We start from the raw sequence: 20,305 nt of genomic DNA on the forward strand, positions 1-20,305 counted from the left end.
GGTCAAGCCATGCGCCTGCGAATTGCCCACTCCACCAGCTATCTATACGAGCCGCCGGCCACGGGCGTGATCCAGATCCTGCGGATGACGCCCGGCAGCCATGACGGGCAGTATGTCGCCGAATGGCAGATCGACGTCTCGACCGACTCTCGCCTCGACATGCACCAGGATGCATTCGGCAACGTCACGCATGTGCTCACCCAGGGGCCGATCGCCGACCTCACCATCCATGTCGAGGGCCTGATCGAGACCCATGACACCGGCGGCGTGCTGCGCGGTACCGACGAGCGCTTTCCGCCGAGCCTGTTCCTGCGCCAGACCGCGCTGACCGAAGTCAATCCGGCGATGGCGATCTTTGCCCGCGAGCTGCGGTCGGAGTCCGATGGCGACGTGCTCGGTTTCCTGCATGCGCTGATGGTGCAGATCAACGAGCACATGACATTCGACGAAGACCCCACCCACTCGGGCACCTCGGCGGCGGAGGCGTTCGCGCTCAGGCGCGGCGTCTGCCAGGACTATGCGCACATCTTCATCGCCTGCGCCCGATCCGGCGGCGTGCCGGCGCGCTTCGTCTCCGGCCATTTCCTGCGCTCCGACGGAATGGTGCACCAGCCGGCGGGCCACGCCTGGGCGGAAGCCTACGTGCCCGATCTCGGCTGGGTCGGCTTCGATGCCGCCAACGGCATCTGCACCACCGACGCCCACGCTCGTGTCGCAATCGGGCTCGACTATCTCGGCGCCGCCCCGGTACGCGGCACCCGCTATGGCGGCGGCACGGAAACGCTAACGGTGGCGGTCAAGGTCGATCGGGCCGGCCGGCCGGGGCAGTGGCAAAGCCAGTCGCAGTGACGGCCCCGGACCTTCCCCACCGTCATTGCGAGCGCAGCGAAGCAATCCATCTCGCCGCTTGCTGAAGCGTGGATTGCTTCGTCGCTTCGCTCCTCGCAATGACGGTGGAGGGATGTCACTTATCCAACCACACATCCTCGAACCGCAGGTTGTTGTACTGGCTATTATCATGCGGCCGGAAATTCTTCACGTAAGGCTGCCAGCAATTGCCGGCCGAGGAGTGCAGGATGATCGGCCGCGCGGCGTCCTCGACCAGTAGCCGCTCGATATCCCAGACGAACTTCCTGCGCTTTTCCTTGTCGAGCTCGCGCGATTGCGCCGCCAGCAATCTGTCGACCTCGGCATTGCAGTACTGGGTATAGTTGCGCTCCGACTTGCAGGAATAGTTCTCGACGATATTGCCATCGGGATCGTCGACGCTGACGCCGGTCAAGTTCAGCCCAATCGTGTAGTCTTTCTTCGCCAGCCGCGCGTACCAGCGCGGCGTATCGAGGATGTCGAGCTCGCCCGTGATGTAGATCTTCTTCAACTGGTCGATCAGGATCACGGCGGGATCGCGATAGGTCGGCAGGTTCCTGGTCTGGATCTTGATCTGCAGCGGTTTGGCGTCGCTATAGCCGAGCTTCTGCATGATCGCTTGCGCCTCGGCGATGTCCTTCTCGGTATCGGGGCCGTAGCCGGTCAGCGACGACACCATGTCCGGCGGCATGCCCCACTCGCCCGCGGGCTTGGCCAGCATTGCCCCGCCCATCCGCGCCAGTCCTTCCGTCAGGATCGTGTTGAAGGGTTTTCGGTCCAGCGCCAGCGACATCGCTTTGCGGATCTCCGGATTGTCGAACGGCGCATTGACGCGGTTGACCATCAGGTTGATCTGCACTCCCGTTGTCGTCATCTCGCAGATCGCGTGCGGCGCGCGTGCCTTCACATCCTTCATCAGGGGAATGCTGACGTCGGACGGAAAGGTGATGTCGTAATCGCCGGTGGCAAAGGCCAGCATCCGCGTTGCGCGGCTGTCGATCATCCGGAACGTGATCTCGTCGAGATATGGACGATCCTTCTTCCAGTAGTCGGGATTGCGTACCAGGCGAATCGACTCACCGCGCCTGAACTCAACGAATTTGAACGGCCCGGTGCCGATCGGCTTGGTGCGCATCACCTGCTGCGATACATGGCAGGGATAGACCGGCGAGAACGCGCTCGCCAGCAGCACCGGCAAGCTCGGCTGCGGCTCGCTCAACTCGAAGGTCGTCTCATGATCGCCGTTGATCGAGACGTCCTGCAGCTTCGTGTACCAGACCTTGCGCGGGTTGCGCTTGAAGTCCTGGGTCTCGGCCTTGCCGATCAGCATCCGCCAGGTGCACTGCACGTCCTTGGCCGTAAACGGCTGGCCGTCGTGCCATTTCACGCCCTGCCGTAGCTTGAACGTCAATTTCGTATTGGTGGAATCCCACGACCAGGTTTCGGCGAGTTCCGGAATGACCGTATCGATGCTTTCGTGGACCTTGGCGGGATCAAACACCACGAGGTTGTTGAAGATGGCGGCGAACGGCGTCACCTAGGCGATGGTCGCTTCCTCGTGCAGCGAGGTCGAGGGCGGATTGTCGTTGTGATAGAGCCTGAGCGTGCCGCCCTTTTTCTGCGCTGAGGCGGGAACCGCCGTGAGCAATGCGATGCAAAGCATCGCCACAGAGATGGTGAGTTCGCCCGACAGCCGGCTGGCGCGCATGATGGCCTCCCAATGCTTTTTGTTCTTGTGGGAGAGCCAGCGTGCCGGAGGCCGCGGACATAATCAATATTCGCAGGCTCGATAGTTGGAGGCGGCGCAGGCCTCAGCCAAGCCTCAGTCATGGCTTAGGCCTGCGACATCGTCCCGATCTGGGTTTGCGCCTTCGGATTGCCCGCTTCCGCCAGCGGGCGGATCAGCCGGATCGAATTGGGGTTGGATGGCCCCTCGAAATTGGCTACTAGTTGGCGCCGAAAAATCAGGCGCGTTCGGGGATCTGGAATGACCTATTGCTGCGGAATTCTGGTGCGGGACGGTCTCGTCATGATCGCGGATACGCGCACCAATGCCGGCCTCGACAACGTCTCGACCTTCCGCAAACTCCATATTTTCTCAAAACCCGGCGAGCGCATCATGGCGGTCGCCAGCGCCGGCAATCTGGCGATCAGCCAGTCGGTGCTGTCGACGCTCACCGAGGGCATGGAAGATCCGCACACCGGCGAGCTCGAAACGCTGATCAACGCGCCGACCATGTTCCAGGCCGCGCAACGCATCGGCCGCGCCATCCGCGCCGTGCACGCCACCGAAGGCGAGGCGCTGCGATCCGAAGACGTCTCCTTCGATGTCTCCTTCCTGTTCGGCGGCCAGATCAAGGGCTCGCGGATGCGGCTGTTCATGGTCTACACCGCCGGCAATTTCATCGAATGCACCACCGACACGCCTTACCTGCAGATCGGCGAGCACAAATACGGCAAGCCGGTGCTGGATCGCGCGATGCATTACGACGTCGAACTGTATGAGGCGCTGAAGACCGGCCTGATCTCGATGGATTCAACCATGCGCTCCAATCTCGGCGTCGGCTTGCCGATCGACGTGCTGGTGGTGCGCGCAGATGCTTGCGAGGCCGACCTCAACCACCGCATCGAGGCCGGCGAGCCATATTTCCACGACCTGCGTTCGCGCTGGTCGGCGGCCTTGCGGGCTGCACACCAGAATATTCCGAGACCACCCTACAAATCCGAAACAGAAACCAAGAACTGAAGGCGAGGAAACAATGGCCGAAGCAACCAACAAGATCGCGCTCGTGACCGGTGCCGGCACCGGCGTCGGACGCGCGGCATCGCTGGCGCTGATGAATGCCGGCTTCACCGTGGTGCTCGCCGGGCGTCGCATGGAGATGCTGGAAGAAACCAAGAAGCTCGGCGACAATGTCGGCAAGAGCCTGTGCGTTTCTGCTGACATGACCAAGCCCGAGTCGATTGCGGCCCTGTTTCAAAAGGTCAAGGACACCTACGGCCGGCTCGATGTTCTCTTCAACAACGCCGGCATGGGCGCGCCGCCGGTCAATTTCGAGGATCTCAGCCTCGAGCAGTGGCAGGCGGTGGTGAACACCAACCTCACCGGCCCGTTCCTGTGCACCCAGCATGCCTTCCGCATCATGAAGGACCAGACCCCGCGCGGCGGCCGCATCATCAATAACGGCTCGATCTCGGCGCACGCGCCGCGGCCCTTCTCTGCGGCCTATACGTCGACCAAGCACGCGATCACCGGCCTCACCAAGGCTTCCAACCTCGACGGCCGCATGTACGACATCGCAGTCGGCCAAGTCGACATCGGCAATGCCGCAACCCCAATGACCGACCGCATGGTCGCCGGCCCCGGTGTGATGCAGCCCGATGGCACGATGAAACACGAGCCGCGCATGGACGCGAAGGCGGTCGGCGATGCGGTGGCCTATATGGCGGGCCTGCCGCTAGATGCCAACGTGCTGTTCATGACCGTCATGGCGACCAAGATGCCGTTCGTGGGACGGGGCTGACTTTCGTGCCCCGGGCGCGGCACACCGCGTCCGGGATACGAGTTGGGCTTTCACAAATCGACAAGGTTGGCATAATCGCTCCCCAGGGGTTTCGGGGGGATTCATGCTGCAACTGCAATCGGCGTTTGGCGTGCTGGCGTTGCTGGCGATCGCATGGGCGTGCGGCGAGAACCGCCGCGCCGTGTCGCTCCGTCAGGTGGCGATCGGGCTGGCCGTCACCATCGTTACTGCGCTGGTGCTGCTCAAGCTGCCGCCGGTGGCAAAAGCCTTTGGCGCCATCAACGACGCCGTCGGCACGATCGCGGCGGCGACGCGCGCCGGCACTTCCTTCGTGTTCGGCTATCTCGGCGGCGGCGCGCTGCCGTTCGATCTCAAGGCGCCGGGCGCGGATTTCATCCTGGCATTTCAGGCGCTGCCGATCGTGCTGGTCATGAGCGTTCTGACCACGCTGCTGTTCTACTGGCGCGTACTGCCCCCGATCGTGCGCGGCATGGCGTGGCTGTTGGAGCGCACGCTCGGCGTCGGCGGCGCGGTCGGGCTATCGGCCGCGGCCAATATCTTTCTCGGCATGGTCGAGGCACCGCTGTTCATCCGCCCCTATTTGGCGCAACTCACGCGCAGCGAGTTGTTCCTGGTGATGACCGGCGGCATGGCCGGCATCGCCGGCACCGTGCTGGTGCTCTACGCCACATTCCTGGCACCGCTGATCCCGGACGCGGCGGCGCATTTTGTCATTGCGTCCGTGTTGGGCGCGCCGGCCGCGATACTGATCAGCCTGATCATGGTGCCGGAGACTTCCGACAAGCGCACTGGCGGTTCGCTCAGTGATCCCGACATGCATGCGTCCTCGACCATGGATGCAATCACCAAGGGCACTGCGGCCGGGCTCGAACTGCTGCTCAACATCGTCGCGATGCTCTTGGTGCTGGTGGCGCTGGTTTATCTCGTCAATGCGATCCTCGGGCTGTTGCCCGAGATCGGCGGCGCCAAAATTTCGCTGCAGCGGCTGCTGGGGCTCGTGATGGCTCCGGTGTGCTGGCTGATGGGCCTGCCCTGGCCGCAAGCCGTCACGGCCGGAAGCCTGATGGGCACCAAGACCGTGCTCAACGAGCTGATCGCCTATCTCGACCTCTCGAAACTCGGCACGGACGCGCTCGATCCGCGCTCGCGGCTGATCATGCTCTACGCGATGTGCGGCTTTGCCAACTTCGCCAGCCTCGGCATCATGATCGGCGGCCTCGGCACCATGGCACCGGATCGGCGCGAGGAGATCAATGCGCTGGGATTGAAGTCGATCGTGTCGGGTACGCTGGCGACGTGTTTGATGGGGGCAGTGGTGGGGGTGATGACCTAGCGGTCATTTCGGGGCGATGCGAAGCATCGCCCGGAATGACGACCGCGAGAGTCAACTCGCTAATTCCACCGTCTTGAACTCCGCCGGTAGGATCACCTCCAGCAACTCGACATCATCGGAATAATCCATGATCAGATGCTTGATGCGCGGCGGCTGGGTCCAGGCGCTGCCTTCCTTCATCAGCGTCTCGCCCTGCCCTTCCATATAGGTCTTCACCCAGCCCTTGAGCACATAGACCATCTGGAACTCGACGTCGTGGTAATGCAGTTTTGAAACTTCCGCCGGGTTGCACGGGCCGACCAAGCGGATGACATGCGCCTGCGCCAGGCCGTGGGTCGCGTCGGCAATCCCGAGGTCGCGGTACTTTGCATAAGTGCGCAGGCCGTCGGCCTTGAAATCTTCTTCGCGGTGATGGCTGATGGCGATGCGCTGCTTCGGCCGGGCTTTGGTCGTCGTCTTTTTCGCAGCGGAAATGCGTCCCTTGGACTTGATGGTCTTGCGCGCGGAGGACCTGGCAGCGCCTTTGTACCCCGCCCATTTCTTCCTGACGGCGGTTTTGGCTGCGGCTCTTGAAGTCGCCTTCTTCGGCTTGGACATTGCCTACCTCCCTCATTCGTTTGATGTCGGAGGCTAACACAAAACCTTTTTGTAGGGTGGGCAAAGCGCAAGCGTGCCCACCGTAGCGGGCGGAGTCAGATGGTGGGCACGGCGCAAGCGCACCTTTGCCCACCCTACGGCGCCGACCACAAAATCAATGCAGCCTGAATACCCCGTCGACTGCACGCAGCTCAGCCGGCTTGATCAGCCTGGAATGCGCCACCGTCACGGAATACAGCGGGCCATCAAGCTTTTCCTGCCAGAACGCGAGGAAGTCCTTCAGCGCCGGGAATTTCGGAAACAGATCGTAGTTCTGCCAGACATAGGTCTGCAGCAATGAAGGATGATCCGGCATCCGATACAGAATTTGCGCCGTCGTCAGCCCGTAACCCAGCACCTGCTTCCGGAAGTCGTCGGAAGCAACTCCAACCCGCGAGACCATGCCAAACCTCCATTGCTGGAAGCGCATTTCACGTGGTGGCCACACACCGAGCCACGCCGGCGGAGATGCGCTCACATGAGAGAAATGTGACGCACGATACCAACCCATCACAAGCCTAAATGTTTAATGAATTGTTGAAAATTCACGCGTTAGCAGCAGCTTACCGCACGTGCTAATACGGGTCCGGAGGCTTCCGCCGCCGCGTTAATCATGCCGAACAAAATTGGCAGACGACATATTTGAGTGCCAATTTTTCTGCTAGAAGCCCTTGTCCCCCGAAGAATACTGGCCTAAATCAGCCGCAGCCGGGTTGGCACTCGCTGGCCCGGACTGCCAAAATTCCAGAATTCTACAACATTCCCAGACGTTTAGGAGGACTGCATGAACTTCCGTCCGCTTCACGACCGCGTCGTGGTCAAACGCATCGACGCCGAAGAGAAGACCGCTGGCGGCATCATCATTCCGGACAGTGCCAAGGAAAAGCCCTCCCAGGGCGAAGTCATTGCCGTCGGCCCGGGTGGCCGTGACGAAGCCGGCAAGCTGATCCCGATCGACCTCAAGGTCGGCGACCGCGTGCTGTTCGGCAAGTGGTCGGGCACCGAGGTCAAGATCGACGGCCAGGAACTCCTGATCATGAAGGAGTCCGACATCATGGGCGTGCTCGACGCCACCTCGGCCAAGAAGAAGGCCGCCTAAGACATCGCCTGCCACGCTCACCCTGAGGAGCGCCCGCAAGGCGCCTCCCCGACAGGGTGAGAAACAAAGACTAACTCAGGGAAACCAAATATGTCAGCCAAAGAAGTCAAATTCGGCGTCGACGCCCGCGACCGCATGCTGCGCGGCGTCGACATTCTCGCCAACGCCGTGAAGGTGACGCTCGGCCCGAAGGGCCGCAACGTCGTGCTCGACAAGTCGTTCGGCGCTCCCCGTATCACCAAGGACGGCGTCACCGTCGCCAAGGAGATCGAGCTCGACGACAAGTTCGAGAACATGGGCGCGCAGATGGTGCGCGAAGTCGCCTCCAAGTCCGCTGACGCGGCCGGCGACGGCACCACCACCGCGACCGTGCTCGCGGCTGCGATCGTCCGTGAAGGCGCCAAGTCGGTTGCCGCCGGCATGAACCCGATGGACCTGAAGCGCGGTATCGACCTGGCGGTGGAAGCCGTGGTCGCCGACCTCGTCAAGAACTCCAAGAAGGTCACCTCGAACGAGGAAATCGCCCAGGTCGGCACCATCTCCGCCAACGGCGACGCCGAAATCGGCAAGTTCCTGGCTGACGCCATGAAGAAGGTCGGCAACGAGGGCGTGATCACGGTTGAGGAAGCCAAGTCGCTCGAAACCGAACTCGACGTCGTCGAAGGCATGCAGTTCGACCGCGGCTACATCTCGCCCTACTTCGTCACCAACGCCGACAAGATGCGCGTTGAAATGGACGACGCCTACATCCTGATCAACGAGAAGAAGCTCTCCTCGCTGAACGAGCTGCTGCCGCTGCTCGAAGCCGTGGTGCAGACCGGCAAGCCGCTGGTCATCGTCGCCGAAGACGTCGAAGGCGAAGCCCTCGCCACCCTCGTCGTCAACCGCCTGCGTGGTGGTCTGAAGGTCGCGGCCGTCAAGGCTCCGGGCTTCGGCGATCGCCGCAAGGCCATGCTGCAGGACATCGCGGTGCTGACCGGAGGTCAGGCGATCTCGGAAGATCTCGGTATCAAGCTCGAGAACGTCACGCTGCAGATGCTCGGCCGCGCCAAGAAGGTGATGATCGACAAGGAAAACACCACGATCGTCAACGGCGCCGGCAAGAAGGCCGACATCGAGGCGCGCGTGCAGCAGATCAAGGCGCAGATCGAGGAAACCACCTCGGACTACGACCGTGAGAAGCTGCAGGAGCGTCTGGCCAAGCTCGCGGGCGGCGTCGCCGTGATCCGCGTCGGCGGCGCGACCGAAGTCGAGGTGAAGGAGCGCAAGGATCGCGTGGATGACGCGATGCATGCGACCCGCGCGGCGGTTGAAGAAGGCATCGTGCCGGGCGGCGGCGTCGCCCTGCTCCGTGCCACCGAGCAGCTCAAGCGCCTCAAGACCCAGAACGACGACCAGAAGACCGGCGTCGAGATCGTGCGCAAGGCGCTCTCCGCGCCGGCCCGCCAGATCGCGATCAACGCCGGCGAAGACGGCTCCGTCATCGTCGGCAAGATCCTCGAGAAGGAGCAGTACAATTACGGCTTCGACTCGCAGACCGGCGAATACGGCAATCTGGTCTCCAAGGGCATCATCGACCCGACCAAGGTGGTCCGTGCGGCGATCCAGAACGCAGCTTCCGTCGCGGCTCTCTTGATCACCACCGAAGCCATGATCGCCGAACTGCCGAAGAAGAACGCCGGCGCCGGCGCCGGCATGCCCCCGGGCGGCGGCATGGGCGGCATGGACTTCTAAGCGACGAAGTCGTCCCGGACGCGGTGCACCGCAGAGCCGGGATCTCGCTCCACAAATGCAAAACCCCGGCAGAAATGCCGGGGTTTTTCGTTTGCGCGGATCCGGACCGCAACGGCGCGGTGTTTCTGCAACGTCACGCTGAAGCAAAACCTTCCCGCGGCTTAAGATATCCCGGTTATGCACAGTGCGGGTAAAATATACCAGCGTATGCGTTGACAATTTCAAAAAAACTTATTGCGAGAGTCGCAAACCGAACCGACAGTCCCGATACTCCTGGGCAAAGTAAAGTCGAGGGCTGGGCAAAATCCTCATCCACAATCTGATCGAACGCGGAGCGCGAGCTCTCGTGACGAAAGCGAACGTCGCGAGGAATGCTTTCGCTTGGGAAAGGTGATGTCGCCGTGAGTGAAAGTGAAATGAAAGTCACCGTGAACGGAACGAATATTCTCGGAATGCCGTGGTTGGACTTCTCCAAGATCGCCGCGCCTGGCGTGGTTAGCGAGCTTACCGAGCAGGGCTTCGCCCGCGCACGTGAAGGCTGCGAGAAAATCAAGGCCGCGTCAGAGGAAATGACGGAAGCGCTACGCGAGAGCTATTCGAGCAATGCGAGGGGCGCGACCGATTACGGGCTCAAGCTGTTCGAAATCTCAAACGCCAATGCCGCCTCCACGCTTGAATACTTCGTCCGTCTGTTCGGCAGCAAGTCAGCCACTGATGTTCTTAGCGTATCCGCGGCGCAAGCGCGCAAGGCGTTCGACACCGCTTCTGACCAGAACAGGGAATTGTGGGTGCTTGCCCAGAAGCTTGCGACGGAAACGGGTGAGCCGATCAGGAAGCACTTCACCAAGGTTCTCCACCAGGCCGGCTAAAAGACCGGCGTCCAATTCACATCCGAGACTACACCAAGGAGAGATCCGGCCGGTTGGAACACGTCCAAGCGATGAGCATACGGCCCACTACCCGATGCTCGATCAGGCGCGGTGCGCGATGCCCCCCAAGTAACCCGCACCGACAAGTGACGCACTCCAACCGGCCGGTGCTTTTTCAAACAAAGAAACCAATCTCTAGGAGGGCGATATGGGAATGGTCATGGTCAAATGTCCGCGGACCGGACATGCGATTCCCACCGGCATCAAGACTGATCGCGAGAGCTTTAGCCGCAGCGCAGTGTTTTTCTCACGGACCCGTTGCGTGATCTGCCACGCCGATCACGCCTGGTTTGCCCGTGAAGCCTGGGTCGACGAGCCGAGCATCCGTGTGCGGAATCGCAGCGCCGGCTCCCCGGCGTAAGCATCGAGGCAGATCAAGTGATGATCGCGATGGAGGGGCGCCATGCCGCGCATGCAAATCTCAACCGACACATCTACCTGGCTGCTGCAGGCAAAGGAATTTCTTGACGAGGCACGACGGCTGAAGCCGGGCCCTGAGCGCGATGAGCTGCGCCAGACAGCGAAGGTGCTGCGCGAGATTGCGAAGCTCGAGGCGACATCCGAGTCAGCGCTCGAACGTGATCGGCGGCAGAGAACCTGATCTGGCGGAGAAAATCCGCCCTTCGATGTGCGTTCCGGAATGCCGCAGCAGCAAGTCGCGACGCGGAAGGTCGAGCGGTCGCGGAAACGCGCTCAGATGGCTTCGCGCGATTTAATTCCCGGAATCCGCCGATCGTCGGGCAGAACCGCCGCGCGAGATCGGGCCGAATGGAGCGCGAACATCTCCTCGACTCCGAGATGCATGACGTTGTGGCATTCGCACGCGACCGTCGCGAGCCGCGCCGGATCGATCTCGATCAGGCCTCGTCGATCGGACTTGATCGCTCCGCACGCGCGCAACTTGCGCATCAGGAGCGTCACAGTCGTGCGTCGCACACCGACTATTTGTGATAGCGCCTGCTGGGTGAGCGGGAGCACATCATGGTCGACGCGGTCGCGAAGCTGGAGCAACCAGCGAGCCATGCGCGCCTCGACCGGGTGAAGCGCATTGCAGGCTGAACCGAGTTGAAGCTGCATCAGCATAGCCCTGACGTGAATCTGGACCGCGTGCCGGATCGCGGGGCTCCGGTTGAACGCGGCGTGAAATCGCGATGCGGGGATCCGAAAGGCGGTGCCCGCCGCACGAACGATCGCCGTCATATCTGAAGGTGACGGCCCGAGCACCGAAAGCATGCCTACTGCCCCCTCACGCCCGACTGCGGCGGAGGCGACCGTGTGTCCGTCCGCCATGTCGATCATCAGCGAGATGGCGCCGCTATGAGGGAAGTAGACGTACTCGATTGCGTCACCCGCTCGCGAAAGGACCGCGTCCTGATTGAGCGCGATCGTCTCAAGCTCGGGCTCCAGCAGATCGAAGTCCGATGCCGGCAATGCTGCAAGAAGGCGATTTCCCATTCCTCGGCGAGACGTCACCGCGGGGAACCCATGGTGAGGCGTCCGCGACCATCTCCGTCTGGCGCGTCGTGGAACGGGAGCTTTAACATAAGTTTGAAAATGCCTTCCTTACGCATACTCACTCAAACGTGCTCTCAATCTCTAACAACAAATTCCAAACGCTCGGGCGCGAGGCAGGCCGCTCGCGGCATCTCAAGAAGTTAGATGCAAATGGGCTACCGGACGCAACCGTAAAATGCGCATGGGTAACACCGTAAGCTTACGGGGATAGTATGGTTCCATTCCGGCCCACGGCAAGTCGCGGTCAAAAAGACTGTTCCATTTTTGAAACTGCCGATCCGTGCGCTCAGTGAGATCAAACCTCGGGCGCAATGCGTCGCGAGATCGCGAACTCATATTCAGTGTGTCGCCCCTGCGAACGCAGGGACCCATAATCACAAATGCGAATTGGGAAATGAAGCTGGAGCCCGCGATCGCATCAACAACCACGAGCAGTGGTTATGGGTGCCCTGAGTTCGCAGGGACGACACCCGATGTTAGGCTCTTGGGTAATGACGTCAATCCGTCCTCGTCATTGCGAGTAGCAGAGCGACGACTTGTTCGCATCCGCCTATTGGACCTTCACCAGCACGGCGAGCCGGCGGATGCCCTTGTTGCGATAGGCGTCGAGGAAGGCATAGTAGTCCTTGAACGAGACGCAGCCGTTGGACTGGCCGCTCGGCCCGAGCATGTAGCTGTGCGCGAGCAGTCCGTCGCGGCCGTAGATTTTTTCCTCGCCGCCGATCGGCGTCAGCCGCAGCGCCGGCACGCCGTGAAACAGCGCCTCGCGCGGCTTCAGTTCGTAAATGTGCGGCGGCGTCACGCCCTGCATCCGCACATGCGAATATTTGGGATCGTCCATCTTCGAGCCCAGTCCCGAATGCGCCTCGAGCTGGGTACCGTCGGGCAGATAGACCTTGCGCGCGGTGATGTCATAGACGGCAGTCTGGCGATCATAGGGCGGCGAGCCGCCCATCATCGGGTTCTGGCTTCGCGTATCGATGATGCTGCCGGTGACGTTGGCGTCGGCGGATGCGAAAGCGAGCAGCGAGTTCTGCGAAGGCTGCTTGCCCCACAGTTTTTCAACCATGGTCTGCTTGTCGTTGGAAGCAATCGACATCACGGCGGCCTTGGCGCGCTGTGCCATGTCGCGAACGGTGGAGCCGGATGCCTTCGCGGTCTTGGCTTCAGTCTCTGCCGGCGCCGGCGCAGGTGCGTTCAAGGCGAGCTTGGTGGCAGGGGCAGAAATCTTCGGCTTCGCCGCTTCCACGAGCTTCGGAGCTTGAACGGCTTTCGGCGCTTCGGCCGGCGGCGAAGCTTCCGCCAGTTTCGTCGGTTCGACGGGCTTAAATTCGACCGCTCTCGAGGGCTCGCCTTGCGCGGCGGCGGCTGCGAACCTTTCGTTGAACATCAGCGAACTCGCGACGTTCTCCGGGGCGGGCATCACCAGCGACTGTTGCGGCAGCGAGGCGAAAATCTCATTGAAGGCCGGCCGCACGGCATGCACCGCGACGGTGCTCGGGTTGTTGACGGCGGGCGCCTCGAAGCCGGCGTTGTTCACGGATGGATAGATGCTGGCGCCGAGCACGTTGGTGTAGACGGTCCAGGCGCAGCCCAGCACGAGGCCTGCGACCGCGATGCCGCCGACAAAATATTGGGGAATGCCTTTGCGGGAGGATTTCCCGCGGCTGCGGGCCGCAGGACCGAACGCACGCGTACGCTTACTCATTCACACAACGCCCAGAACAACAATTCCACCAAGTCCCCTTTGATGCTGCGTCCGGAGACGTTGCCTGCAGCATCTCGCAGAGGCACAGAGCGTCATTAAGGCGACTTTTAGTTAAATCCGGCTTAAACGCGGGCGGATGTAAGGCGGGCTCAAATCCATGGAACTATTGGAGAAATTTCCCCGCAATGATGCGGGCGCTGGTCCCCATCAGGGACACCCGGCGTGACGTAAACGCCGGATGTCCCATAACGGGCCAAGTTCGGCCTCAATCCTTGAATGGATCGAACTCGTTCTCGCCCGCCATCGCCACGGCGAACGGACGCAGCGTGTGCTGCACCCTGATCGAGCCGGCGTGCTCCGCGATCACCTCCGGCAATCGGCGATAGGCCATCGGGCTTTCATCGAGGTCCGCGCCGATCAACGCCACGCCACGCGATTGCAACCATGCGTCCATCTCGGCCCGCGTGAACCGGCGCTTGGCCTCCCTGCGGCCAAACAAACGGCCCGCGCCGTGCACGGTCGAGTAGAGCGAAGCCTTCGCCTCGTCGCTGTCGACACCTTCGACGATGACAGCGTCGTCGCCCATCGATCCGCCGATGAAGCCACGCTGTCCCGGAAATGCCGGGGTCGCGCCCTTGCGAACCACCCACAAATCCTTGCCGCCATGGTTCTCCCGCCACGCGTAATTGTGGTGGTTGTGAACCATGTCGGTGATCGCGCCGCCGATGATCCGACGCACGCGCTCGACCACCCATTCGCGGCCGGCATAGGAGTAGCGCCCGGCGAGTTGCATCGCCGCGATGTAGCGCCGCCCGATCTCGCTGTCCTCGTCGATGACGGCGGGCGGCACGTTCATGCCGTCCTTACCGCCGGCGGCCTCGAGATAGCGGGTCGCGCTGGTATGGCCGAGGCCACGGCTGCCGAAATGCACGCCGATCCAGACAAAGCCCTCCTCGTCGCGCATCAGGTCGACGTAGTGGTTGCCCGATCCGACGGTGCCGAGTTGCGACACTGCCTTCTGCCGATAGGCGCCCATGTCGGATTCACGCCACGCGTCATCATCGTCGAACAGTTCATGCTCGACCCGCTCGTCGTTGGTGCGACCGACGCCGAACGAAATCACGCTGTGCACGTCCCTGATGGTCGTGCCGACATTGCTTTCGATCTGGCTGAACGGCGTATCGAGGCGCACGGCCATGTTGCCGCAGCCGATGTCGAAGCCGACGCCGGAGATGCTGATCTGCTTCTCATAGGCAATCACGCCGCCGACTGGCTGCGCATAACCGAGATGGCCGTCCGCGCAAATGACGCCGGCGACGGCGTTGCCGACTGACATGCAATTGCGCATCTGCGCGATCGTTGCGTCCTCGTGCTTGCCGAAGATCTTGAGCGGGCTGTTCTGGTATTGCGCCGCCTGCGGCTTGCTGGCGATGTCAGTGGCAACAGCCTCCGCATCGCGCACGAGCTTTTCCTTGCGCGCGGCGTCGCGAAACAGGCACCAGGTCGGCATCGGCCGCTGACCGGGCCGGTCGATCTTGGCGTCGGGCTCGAGCCCCGCTTCAATGGCCAAAGCCCTCGCGCGCTCCTGGTAGGGATCGGATCGCATCTCATCCTCCTTCACAACAATACTTCAATCCGAAGGCCGTTCCGGACTCCGGTGCGTCCCGTGTCAGTCGCGACACGGGTCGGTTGGGACAGGGAGGAATTATGAGGTCTAGCTTGCCACGAATGGCACACCGCGGATCGTTCCCTGCCTCGACGGCAGGGGGACACCCGCTGCCGTTTTATGCTGGTAGTTTGCTTTGGTGGTACGATTCACCAATCGAATACACACCAATTGCGCACGTCAAAGCACGACCGCGCCGGACGACCGGCTGGCCTGCACAACGTGACGGATTGGTGTCTATGCGAAGCATCGTCTTTCCAATGATCGGCGGAAGCGCGCGATCACATACATCAATTTCCGGGTTTGTAAATAGCGCCTACAACGTCCGCGCGTCGCGGGCGCTAGTAGCTCAGCCGCGGATACCAGTCCTTGCCACGCCCTTCGGGCGTGGTGTCGAGAATGGTCCACAGCGGATCGAAGTCGGGCGCGCCGCGGGGGTCCTGTCCGGGATCGGCGGTCGACGGTCCCATTTCAGCGGACCAGAAATGGCAGATGCTGCCGTCACGCCGGGTGAACACGGTGTAGCCGGGCGCATCGGCATCCGCCGCGCTGACATAGTCGCGCGTGTAATCGCCCGACGCATCGGAATAGATCCTGTGCCGTGTCCAGCCGCGCGCCTTCTTCGCCTCGATCAATCGCGCGATCGGCGAGCGCGCCACGAACACGAAGGCGATGCGCTGTTCGACGTCGGGCAGCTTGCCTTCCCAGGTGCTCATGAACGAGGTGCACATCGGGCACAGTTGTTCGCGCTGCGGGCCGAACATGTAGCTGTAGATCACGAGCGTCTGCTTGTCGCCGAACAGGTCCGACAAGGTGGCCTTGCCGCCCTCGCCTTCGAATTGATAGTTTTTCGTCACCGCGCCGCCCGGCGGCAACGCCCGGCGCAATTCGGCGACCCGTTCGATGTGACGGCGCAGTTCAATCTCCTCGGCCAGCAATTGCTCACGGGCGCGGCGATATTCGGCGCTCTCGTTGGGAAAGCGCACGCTGTTTCCGCGGGCGAGGTCGGCGGCGGGTTTCAGGGCGGAACTGGACATGGCAACACCTCGGTTGTGGTCGAGTGGTTACAAGACGTTTCGCGCCTCTTCGATCCGACACCTGCGCAACGGAAATTTCGCTGTTCCTGCCGCAGTTTCGGTCCATTTTCGAGCCGTTTCTGTGCTGTTTTACCGGATCTTTTTGCCGAACCGCCGGATCGGAAGACTTCGCCGAACCTTACCCGCCGAAGGCCGACATACTATTGGCTTTGCATTGGATCGCGCGCTCGATACGGTGCCGTATCATCCTAGTCCTCTGTTTTCGCCGCACCCCAAAAGGGAGCCGCCATGACAATGCTGGCACGCGCCGGATCGATCGCCTTCGCAGGCATGCTGCTGTTCGCCGGAGCGGCGGCGGCGCAGCCGGCAAAATCAGGCTGCACGTCCGCATCGACGGCCCAGGGAACGCAAACACTGCATTGCCAGAACGCGATCACGATCGTGGCCGAAAGCGGCGCGAAGTTCGAACTCAGGGATCGCAACCGTGATGGCCAGGTCGATTCCGTCGAACTCAGTAACAAGGCCCTGCTGCTCGAAGTGCCGAAGAAGCCGGGCCGCGTCAGGCTCGAGGTGATGACGCCACAGGCGATTGCCGCGGTGCGCAGTACCAAATGGACGGTGGACGCCGAAGGTGCAAAGACATCGGTCTTCGTCGTCAACGGCCGTGTGCGCGTGGCGCGCCCCGCCGGCCGCGGCAGCGTCGTACTCGGCGCCGGTGATGGCGTCGATGTCGAGCCGTCGGGCGAGTTGATCATCAAGCGCTGGCCGCCTGCGCGCGTCGCGGCCCTGATGGCAAGATTAGGACAATAGAAGCCGAGCGGATGAGCCGTCGACGCCTTCATATTCTGGTTGTGTTGCTTTGCACGGGATTATGGGCAGGCGCGATATGGCTCGGCCATTCGGCCGGCCATTTGCGGTTTCTCGACCGGCTCGAGTCGGCATTGACCGACGTGCGCACGCTGGTGCGCGGCGTGAAGGCGCCGCCGGACCTCGTCACGATCGTTGCGATCGACGACACCGTCGTCAAACTCGTCGGCACCTATCCCCTGCCGCGCGCAGAGATAGCCAAAATCGTCGAGGCGATCGCGCGGCTGGAGCCCAAAGTCATCGCGATCGACCTCCTGCTGATCGACAAGGGACCGGCCGACGGCGATGCGGCGCTCGCGAAATCGCTCGCGGCGGGTCCGACGGTGCTTGCAGCGGCTGCGGTATTTTCGAACACCGTTCAGCCTTCCGCGGAGAACGATGGCCCACTGGCCGACCTGCCGAAGGCCAGCCGCTTCCTGCCGCCGCTGCCGGCATTCGCCGACCGCGCGGAAGTCGGTATCGCCAATGTTGCTACAGGCCAGACCGGCACGCCGCTCTCGGTCCCGATGCTGTTCCGGACACGCGACAAGATCGAGCTGTCGTTTCCGCTCCGTGTCGCATCGATCGCGATCGACCAACCGCTGACGATCGAGCCCGACCGCCTCAGGTTCGGCGATCGGCTGATCCCAACCGCCTCCCACTATGCGCTGCCGATTTCCTATTACGGACCACGCCAGACCATTCGCACGATCAGTGCCGCCAATCTGGTCGACGGCCAGATCGACAAGGAAGCGATTCAGGGCCGCATCGTCGTGCTCGGCGCGACCGCAACCGGCGCCGGCGACTTCTTTCCGACGCCGTTCGATTCACTGATGCCTGGGGTGGAAATCATTTCCACTGCGATTACGCATCTTGTCGCAGGAGACGGCCTCGTGCGCAACCAAACGGTTCGCATCGCCGGGGCGATCACGGCGATCCTGCTGCCGATGTTGCTGGTCGGTTTGCTGGTGTGGCGGCGAAACCCGATCGGTCTCGTGGCGGTCAGCGCGGTCGTGCTGGCATGGGCGACTGCGAACACGATTGCTTTCGCGCACGGCATCTGGCTCGACGCCGCGACGACCATTGCGGCAGCAGCGCCGCCGCTCATGCTGTTCGGCGCGGTCCAGCTATGGTCGGGCCGGCGCAGCGCCCAGCATCTCGCCGTGCAAAACAGGCTGCTCGAACAATTCCAGACGCCGGGCCTGCAGGAATGGCTAACACGCGATCCTGACTTCCTGCTGGCGCCGGTCCGGCAGAATGCCGCAGTCGTGTTCGTCGATCTCTCTGGATTTACCTCGCTCAGCGAAACGCTCGATCCGGATGCCACGCGGGGGCTATTGAAGGAATTTCACGCGCTGGTCGACAAGGAAGTGACGCGATGCGGCGGCATGATCACGAGTTTTCTCGGCGACGGCGCCATGATCCTGTTCGGCCTGCCGAAGCCGGCTGAGGATGACGCTACGCGCGCGGCACAATGTTCGATTGCGCTCTGCGTCAAGACCGAACGCTGGATCGAAGCGTTGCCGCCGCCGATCGCCGTGCGGATCGGCTTCAAGATCGGCGCGCATTTCGGGCCGATCGTTGCCTCCCGGCTCGGCGGCCGCAACCATCAGCACATCACCGCGACCGGTGACACCGTCAACGTCGCAAGCCGGTTGATGGAAGTGGCGGCCCGCCACGATGTCCGGCTGGCGCTCAGCGACACGTTGCGCATCGCAGCCAAACGCACCGGCGCGCGGCTGAAAACCGGAAGCCTTGCCGGTCCCGTCGAAGCGCAGATTCGCGGCCGATCAGGCTCGCTCGCGGTCTGGCTGTGGCGGAGCGAACGCCCCACGCTGGACCAACGCACGCATCGCGACGCCGCCGAGTGACTGGCCCACGCGTCCTATCGCAGTTCCGGCGGCGGCGTGCGGTCAAACACGTCGCCCTTCGGGCCATGCATGAGATGAAGCGCATAGGTCTCGATCACGAGCGGGCCGCGCTTACGTTCGACCTCACCGATCTTCTCGACGCGGACGAACTTGTCCTTCAACGGAGCATCGTCTCGGAGGACCTCGCGGACGTAGAGCAACGGACCTGCGAGCTGCGCCGCATCGGGCACGGGCATGTTGACCCAGCGGAAGCGCTGGCTGTGCTGCGTCACGCAGGTGCCCTTCGGCAGGTAGAAAGCGAGCCAGCCGGTGGTGCCATAGTCAGAGGCCAGCACGCATGTGGCTCCCATTCGCGCCCGCGCCGCCTCAATCGCATCAGCCGTCTGGCGCCAGCCGATGCCGATGCTGCGCACGGTGGCATCGCGGCGATAGCCCGACAGCATGCCGGTGTCGGCCTGCACGACCAGCAGCACAAACATAAGGACGCCACTCGGCACCGCCCAACGCCGGCAGAAGTCGACGAGGCGCTGCCAGCGCGGCTGCCATTGGACCAGATGCGCGGCGACGGCTGCGGCGACGGCGAATGCAGGATAGACCGGCGCAAACCAGTTGGCCTCGACGCGCGCATGCAGCGAATGCCAGACGAAATAGGCGACGATGATCCAGAACATCGCATTGACGAGTGCGCGCGCCGGCGGCGCACCGGCGCGGCTGCGGAACAGCGCGTAAAGCCCCATCGCGCCGAGGACCCACACCAGGGGCGTCGCAAACGCGATCTGCGTCGGAAGCAGCTCGGCGATGTAGACCGGGCGGAAATCCTCGATGCGCGCCCGCCCCATCTGCTTGATGAAGGACACCCAGTGGTGGTCGGCGTTCCACAGAATGACCGGCGCGAAGAGCGCTAGCGCAACGAGCCCGCCGAGATAAAGCCAGGGCGAGACCAGCCAGTGCCGCAGTTTGGGAACCGCGATCAGCCAGATCAGGATGGCAGGTCCGAAGAACAGTGCGGTGTATTTCGACAGCAGCGCGCAGCCGGCCGCTGCGCCGACCGCCAGCCACCACACGCCGCGGCCGGTCTGCAGCACCTTGGCGAGCGCAAACAGCAGGAGACTGGACGCCACCAGGAGCGGCGCGTCCGGCGTCACGATCATGGTGCCGACGGCGGCCATCAGCGTGATGTTCAAAAGGACCGCAGACGAGGCTGCCACGCGCCGGCTGCCAAACAGGATGGCGCCAGCCTGGTAGATCGCCCAGCTCATCGGCAGCGCCAGCAGGATCGAGACCAGCCGCACGCCGAATTCGGTATCGCCTGCGATCAGGGTGCCGAGCCGGATCACCACCGCGACCATCGGCGGATGATCGTAATAGCCGCCGGCCAGATGCTTCGACCACATCCAGTAATAGGCTTCATCGAAGGTGATCGGCGTGAACGCGGCAGCGATCAGGCGTAGCGCGATCAGCGCCAGGATCGCCAGACCCGTGTTGAGGGCAACCCGCGCCTCGTTCGAGGTCATCTTCC

The 20,305-nt window shown here is 62.7% G+C and carries 19 protein-coding genes; 10 read left to right on the top strand and 9 right to left on the bottom strand.

What is annotated here, in order from left to right:
* Window positions 1-9 precede the first annotated feature (9 nt).
* Window positions 10-849, top strand: a complete 840-nt coding sequence (locus tag V1273_RS22915; RefSeq protein ID WP_334410918.1) for a transglutaminase family protein — start codon at window positions 10-12, stop codon at window positions 847-849.
* Between the two features lie 115 nt (window positions 850-964).
* Here the strand turns inward: V1273_RS22915 and V1273_RS22920 are convergent, their stop codons facing one another.
* Together V1273_RS22920 and V1273_RS22925 are read right to left on the bottom strand one after the other, a co-directional pair.
* Entirely contained in the window at window positions 965-2,404 is a 1,440-nt protein-coding gene (locus V1273_RS22920; protein ID WP_334410919.1) for an ABC transporter substrate-binding protein, read from the bottom strand.
* On the bottom strand, window positions 2,405-2,575 hold the full coding sequence (locus tag V1273_RS22925; protein WP_334410920.1) for a hypothetical protein: 171 nt from the start codon (window positions 2,573-2,575) through the stop codon (window positions 2,405-2,407).
* A gap of 279 nt (window positions 2,576-2,854) precedes the next feature.
* Here V1273_RS22925 and V1273_RS22930 point away from each other — a divergent pair, with 279 nt between their 5' ends.
* The 3 genes from V1273_RS22930 (at window position 2,855) to V1273_RS22940 (ending at window position 5,745) form a co-directional block, all read left to right on the top strand.
* On the top strand, window positions 2,855-3,613 hold the full coding sequence (locus V1273_RS22930; protein WP_028349888.1) for a proteasome-type protease: 759 nt from the start codon (window positions 2,855-2,857) through the stop codon (window positions 3,611-3,613).
* Window positions 3,614-3,626: 13 nt separating this feature from the next.
* On the top strand, window positions 3,627-4,391 hold the full coding sequence (locus tag V1273_RS22935; RefSeq protein WP_065747999.1) for an SDR family oxidoreductase: 765 nt from the start codon (window positions 3,627-3,629) through the stop codon (window positions 4,389-4,391).
* A gap of 103 nt (window positions 4,392-4,494) precedes the next feature.
* Complete coding sequence (locus V1273_RS22940; protein WP_334381677.1) at window positions 4,495-5,745, top strand: NupC/NupG family nucleoside CNT transporter; 1,251 nt, start codon at window positions 4,495-4,497, stop codon at window positions 5,743-5,745.
* A gap of 51 nt (window positions 5,746-5,796) precedes the next feature.
* Here the strand turns inward: V1273_RS22940 and V1273_RS22945 are convergent, their stop codons facing one another.
* Both V1273_RS22945 and V1273_RS22950 read right to left on the bottom strand, forming a co-directional pair.
* A complete protein-coding gene (locus V1273_RS22945) occupies window positions 5,797-6,342 on the bottom strand; it encodes a cupin domain-containing protein (RefSeq protein WP_334410921.1) in 546 nt (181 codons plus the stop codon).
* A 154-nt stretch (window positions 6,343-6,496) separates the two neighbouring features.
* Window positions 6,497-6,784, bottom strand: a complete 288-nt coding sequence (locus V1273_RS22950) for an usg protein (RefSeq protein ID WP_212422107.1) — start codon at window positions 6,782-6,784, stop codon at window positions 6,497-6,499.
* Between the two features lie 381 nt (window positions 6,785-7,165).
* Between V1273_RS22950 and V1273_RS22955 the strand changes: the two genes are divergently transcribed.
* The 4 genes from V1273_RS22955 to V1273_RS22970 all read left to right on the top strand — a co-directional run bounded on the left by V1273_RS22955 (window position 7,166) and on the right by V1273_RS22970 (window position 10,744).
* Window positions 7,166-7,480: a co-chaperone GroES gene (locus V1273_RS22955; RefSeq protein ID WP_334363520.1), complete on the top strand. Its 315-nt coding sequence runs from the start codon at window positions 7,166-7,168 to the stop codon at window positions 7,478-7,480.
* A gap of 90 nt (window positions 7,481-7,570) precedes the next feature.
* Window positions 7,571-9,214 (top strand): chaperonin GroEL, encoded by a 1,644-nt coding sequence (gene groL / locus V1273_RS22960; RefSeq protein WP_334363521.1) that lies wholly within the window; start codon window positions 7,571-7,573, stop codon window positions 9,212-9,214.
* A 401-nt stretch (window positions 9,215-9,615) separates the two neighbouring features.
* Window positions 9,616-10,083, top strand: a complete 468-nt coding sequence (locus V1273_RS22965; protein WP_334410923.1) for a phasin family protein — start codon at window positions 9,616-9,618, stop codon at window positions 10,081-10,083.
* 463 nt (window positions 10,084-10,546) lie between these two features.
* Window positions 10,547-10,744 (top strand): hypothetical protein, encoded by a 198-nt coding sequence (locus tag V1273_RS22970; protein WP_334363526.1) that lies wholly within the window; start codon window positions 10,547-10,549, stop codon window positions 10,742-10,744.
* 92 nt (window positions 10,745-10,836) lie between these two features.
* On the opposite strand, the gene V1273_RS22975 is transcribed toward V1273_RS22970, so the two are convergent.
* The 4 genes from V1273_RS22975 to V1273_RS22990 form a co-directional block, all read right to left on the bottom strand.
* Window positions 10,837-11,598, bottom strand: coding sequence for a Crp/Fnr family transcriptional regulator (locus tag V1273_RS22975; RefSeq protein ID WP_334410925.1), 762 nt, complete (start codon window positions 11,596-11,598; stop codon window positions 10,837-10,839).
* Window positions 11,599-12,208: 610 nt separating this feature from the next.
* Window positions 12,209-13,366, bottom strand: a complete 1,158-nt coding sequence (locus V1273_RS22980; RefSeq protein ID WP_334363528.1) for a DUF2778 domain-containing protein — start codon at window positions 13,364-13,366, stop codon at window positions 12,209-12,211.
* Window positions 13,367-13,631: 265 nt separating this feature from the next.
* Entirely contained in the window at window positions 13,632-14,972 is a 1,341-nt protein-coding gene (locus V1273_RS22985; RefSeq protein ID WP_334410927.1) for an RtcB family protein, read from the bottom strand.
* Between the two features lie 401 nt (window positions 14,973-15,373).
* Entirely contained in the window at window positions 15,374-16,069 is a 696-nt protein-coding gene (locus V1273_RS22990) for a DUF899 family protein (RefSeq protein WP_334363530.1), read from the bottom strand.
* Between the two features lie 288 nt (window positions 16,070-16,357).
* Between V1273_RS22990 and V1273_RS22995 the strand changes: the two genes are divergently transcribed.
* Window positions 16,358-16,879 (top strand): FecR domain-containing protein, encoded by a 522-nt coding sequence (locus V1273_RS22995; RefSeq protein ID WP_334410929.1) that lies wholly within the window; start codon window positions 16,358-16,360, stop codon window positions 16,877-16,879.
* Window positions 16,880-16,890: 11 nt separating this feature from the next.
* Window positions 16,891-18,786 (top strand): CHASE2 domain-containing protein, encoded by a 1,896-nt coding sequence (locus tag V1273_RS23000; protein WP_334410930.1) that lies wholly within the window; start codon window positions 16,891-16,893, stop codon window positions 18,784-18,786.
* A gap of 14 nt (window positions 18,787-18,800) precedes the next feature.
* Here the strand turns inward: V1273_RS23000 and V1273_RS23005 are convergent, their stop codons facing one another.
* Window positions 18,801-20,300, bottom strand: a complete 1,500-nt coding sequence (locus V1273_RS23005; RefSeq protein ID WP_334410932.1) for a glycosyltransferase family 39 protein — start codon at window positions 20,298-20,300, stop codon at window positions 18,801-18,803.
* Window positions 20,301-20,305 lie beyond the last annotated feature (5 nt).

The organism is Bradyrhizobium sp. AZCC 1721, assembly GCF_036924715.1.
Classification (GTDB): Bacteria; Pseudomonadota; Alphaproteobacteria; order Rhizobiales; family Xanthobacteraceae; genus Bradyrhizobium.

Coding starts and splice junctions, on each gene's coding strand:
- groL (WP_334363521.1), top strand. CDS start 7,571: ATGTCAGCCAAAGAAGTCAAATTCGGCGTCGACGCCCGCGACCGCATG.
- V1273_RS22975 (WP_334410925.1), bottom strand. CDS start 11,598: ATGGGAAATCGCCTTCTTGCAGCATTGCCGGCATCGGACTTCGATCTG.
- V1273_RS22990 (WP_334363530.1), bottom strand. CDS start 16,069: ATGTCCAGTTCCGCCCTGAAACCCGCCGCCGACCTCGCCCGCGGAAAC.
- V1273_RS22925 (WP_334410920.1), bottom strand. CDS start 2,575: ATGCGCGCCAGCCGGCTGTCGGGCGAACTCACCATCTCTGTGGCGATG.
- V1273_RS22985 (WP_334410927.1), bottom strand. CDS start 14,972: ATGCGATCCGATCCCTACCAGGAGCGCGCGAGGGCTTTGGCCATTGAA.
- V1273_RS22935 (WP_065747999.1), top strand. CDS start 3,627: ATGGCCGAAGCAACCAACAAGATCGCGCTCGTGACCGGTGCCGGCACC.
- V1273_RS22995 (WP_334410929.1), top strand. CDS start 16,358: ATGACAATGCTGGCACGCGCCGGATCGATCGCCTTCGCAGGCATGCTG.
- V1273_RS22945 (WP_334410921.1), bottom strand. CDS start 6,342: ATGTCCAAGCCGAAGAAGGCGACTTCAAGAGCCGCAGCCAAAACCGCC.
- V1273_RS22950 (WP_212422107.1), bottom strand. CDS start 6,784: ATGGTCTCGCGGGTTGGAGTTGCTTCCGACGACTTCCGGAAGCAGGTG.
- V1273_RS22970 (WP_334363526.1), top strand. CDS start 10,547: ATGCCGCGCATGCAAATCTCAACCGACACATCTACCTGGCTGCTGCAG.
- V1273_RS22955 (WP_334363520.1), top strand. CDS start 7,166: ATGAACTTCCGTCCGCTTCACGACCGCGTCGTGGTCAAACGCATCGAC.
- V1273_RS23005 (WP_334410932.1), bottom strand. CDS start 20,300: ATGACCTCGAACGAGGCGCGGGTTGCCCTCAACACGGGTCTGGCGATC.
- V1273_RS22980 (WP_334363528.1), bottom strand. CDS start 13,366: ATGAGTAAGCGTACGCGTGCGTTCGGTCCTGCGGCCCGCAGCCGCGGG.
- V1273_RS22940 (WP_334381677.1), top strand. CDS start 4,495: ATGCTGCAACTGCAATCGGCGTTTGGCGTGCTGGCGTTGCTGGCGATC.
- V1273_RS22930 (WP_028349888.1), top strand. CDS start 2,855: ATGACCTATTGCTGCGGAATTCTGGTGCGGGACGGTCTCGTCATGATC.
- V1273_RS22915 (WP_334410918.1), top strand. CDS start 10: ATGCGCCTGCGAATTGCCCACTCCACCAGCTATCTATACGAGCCGCCG.
- V1273_RS23000 (WP_334410930.1), top strand. CDS start 16,891: ATGAGCCGTCGACGCCTTCATATTCTGGTTGTGTTGCTTTGCACGGGA.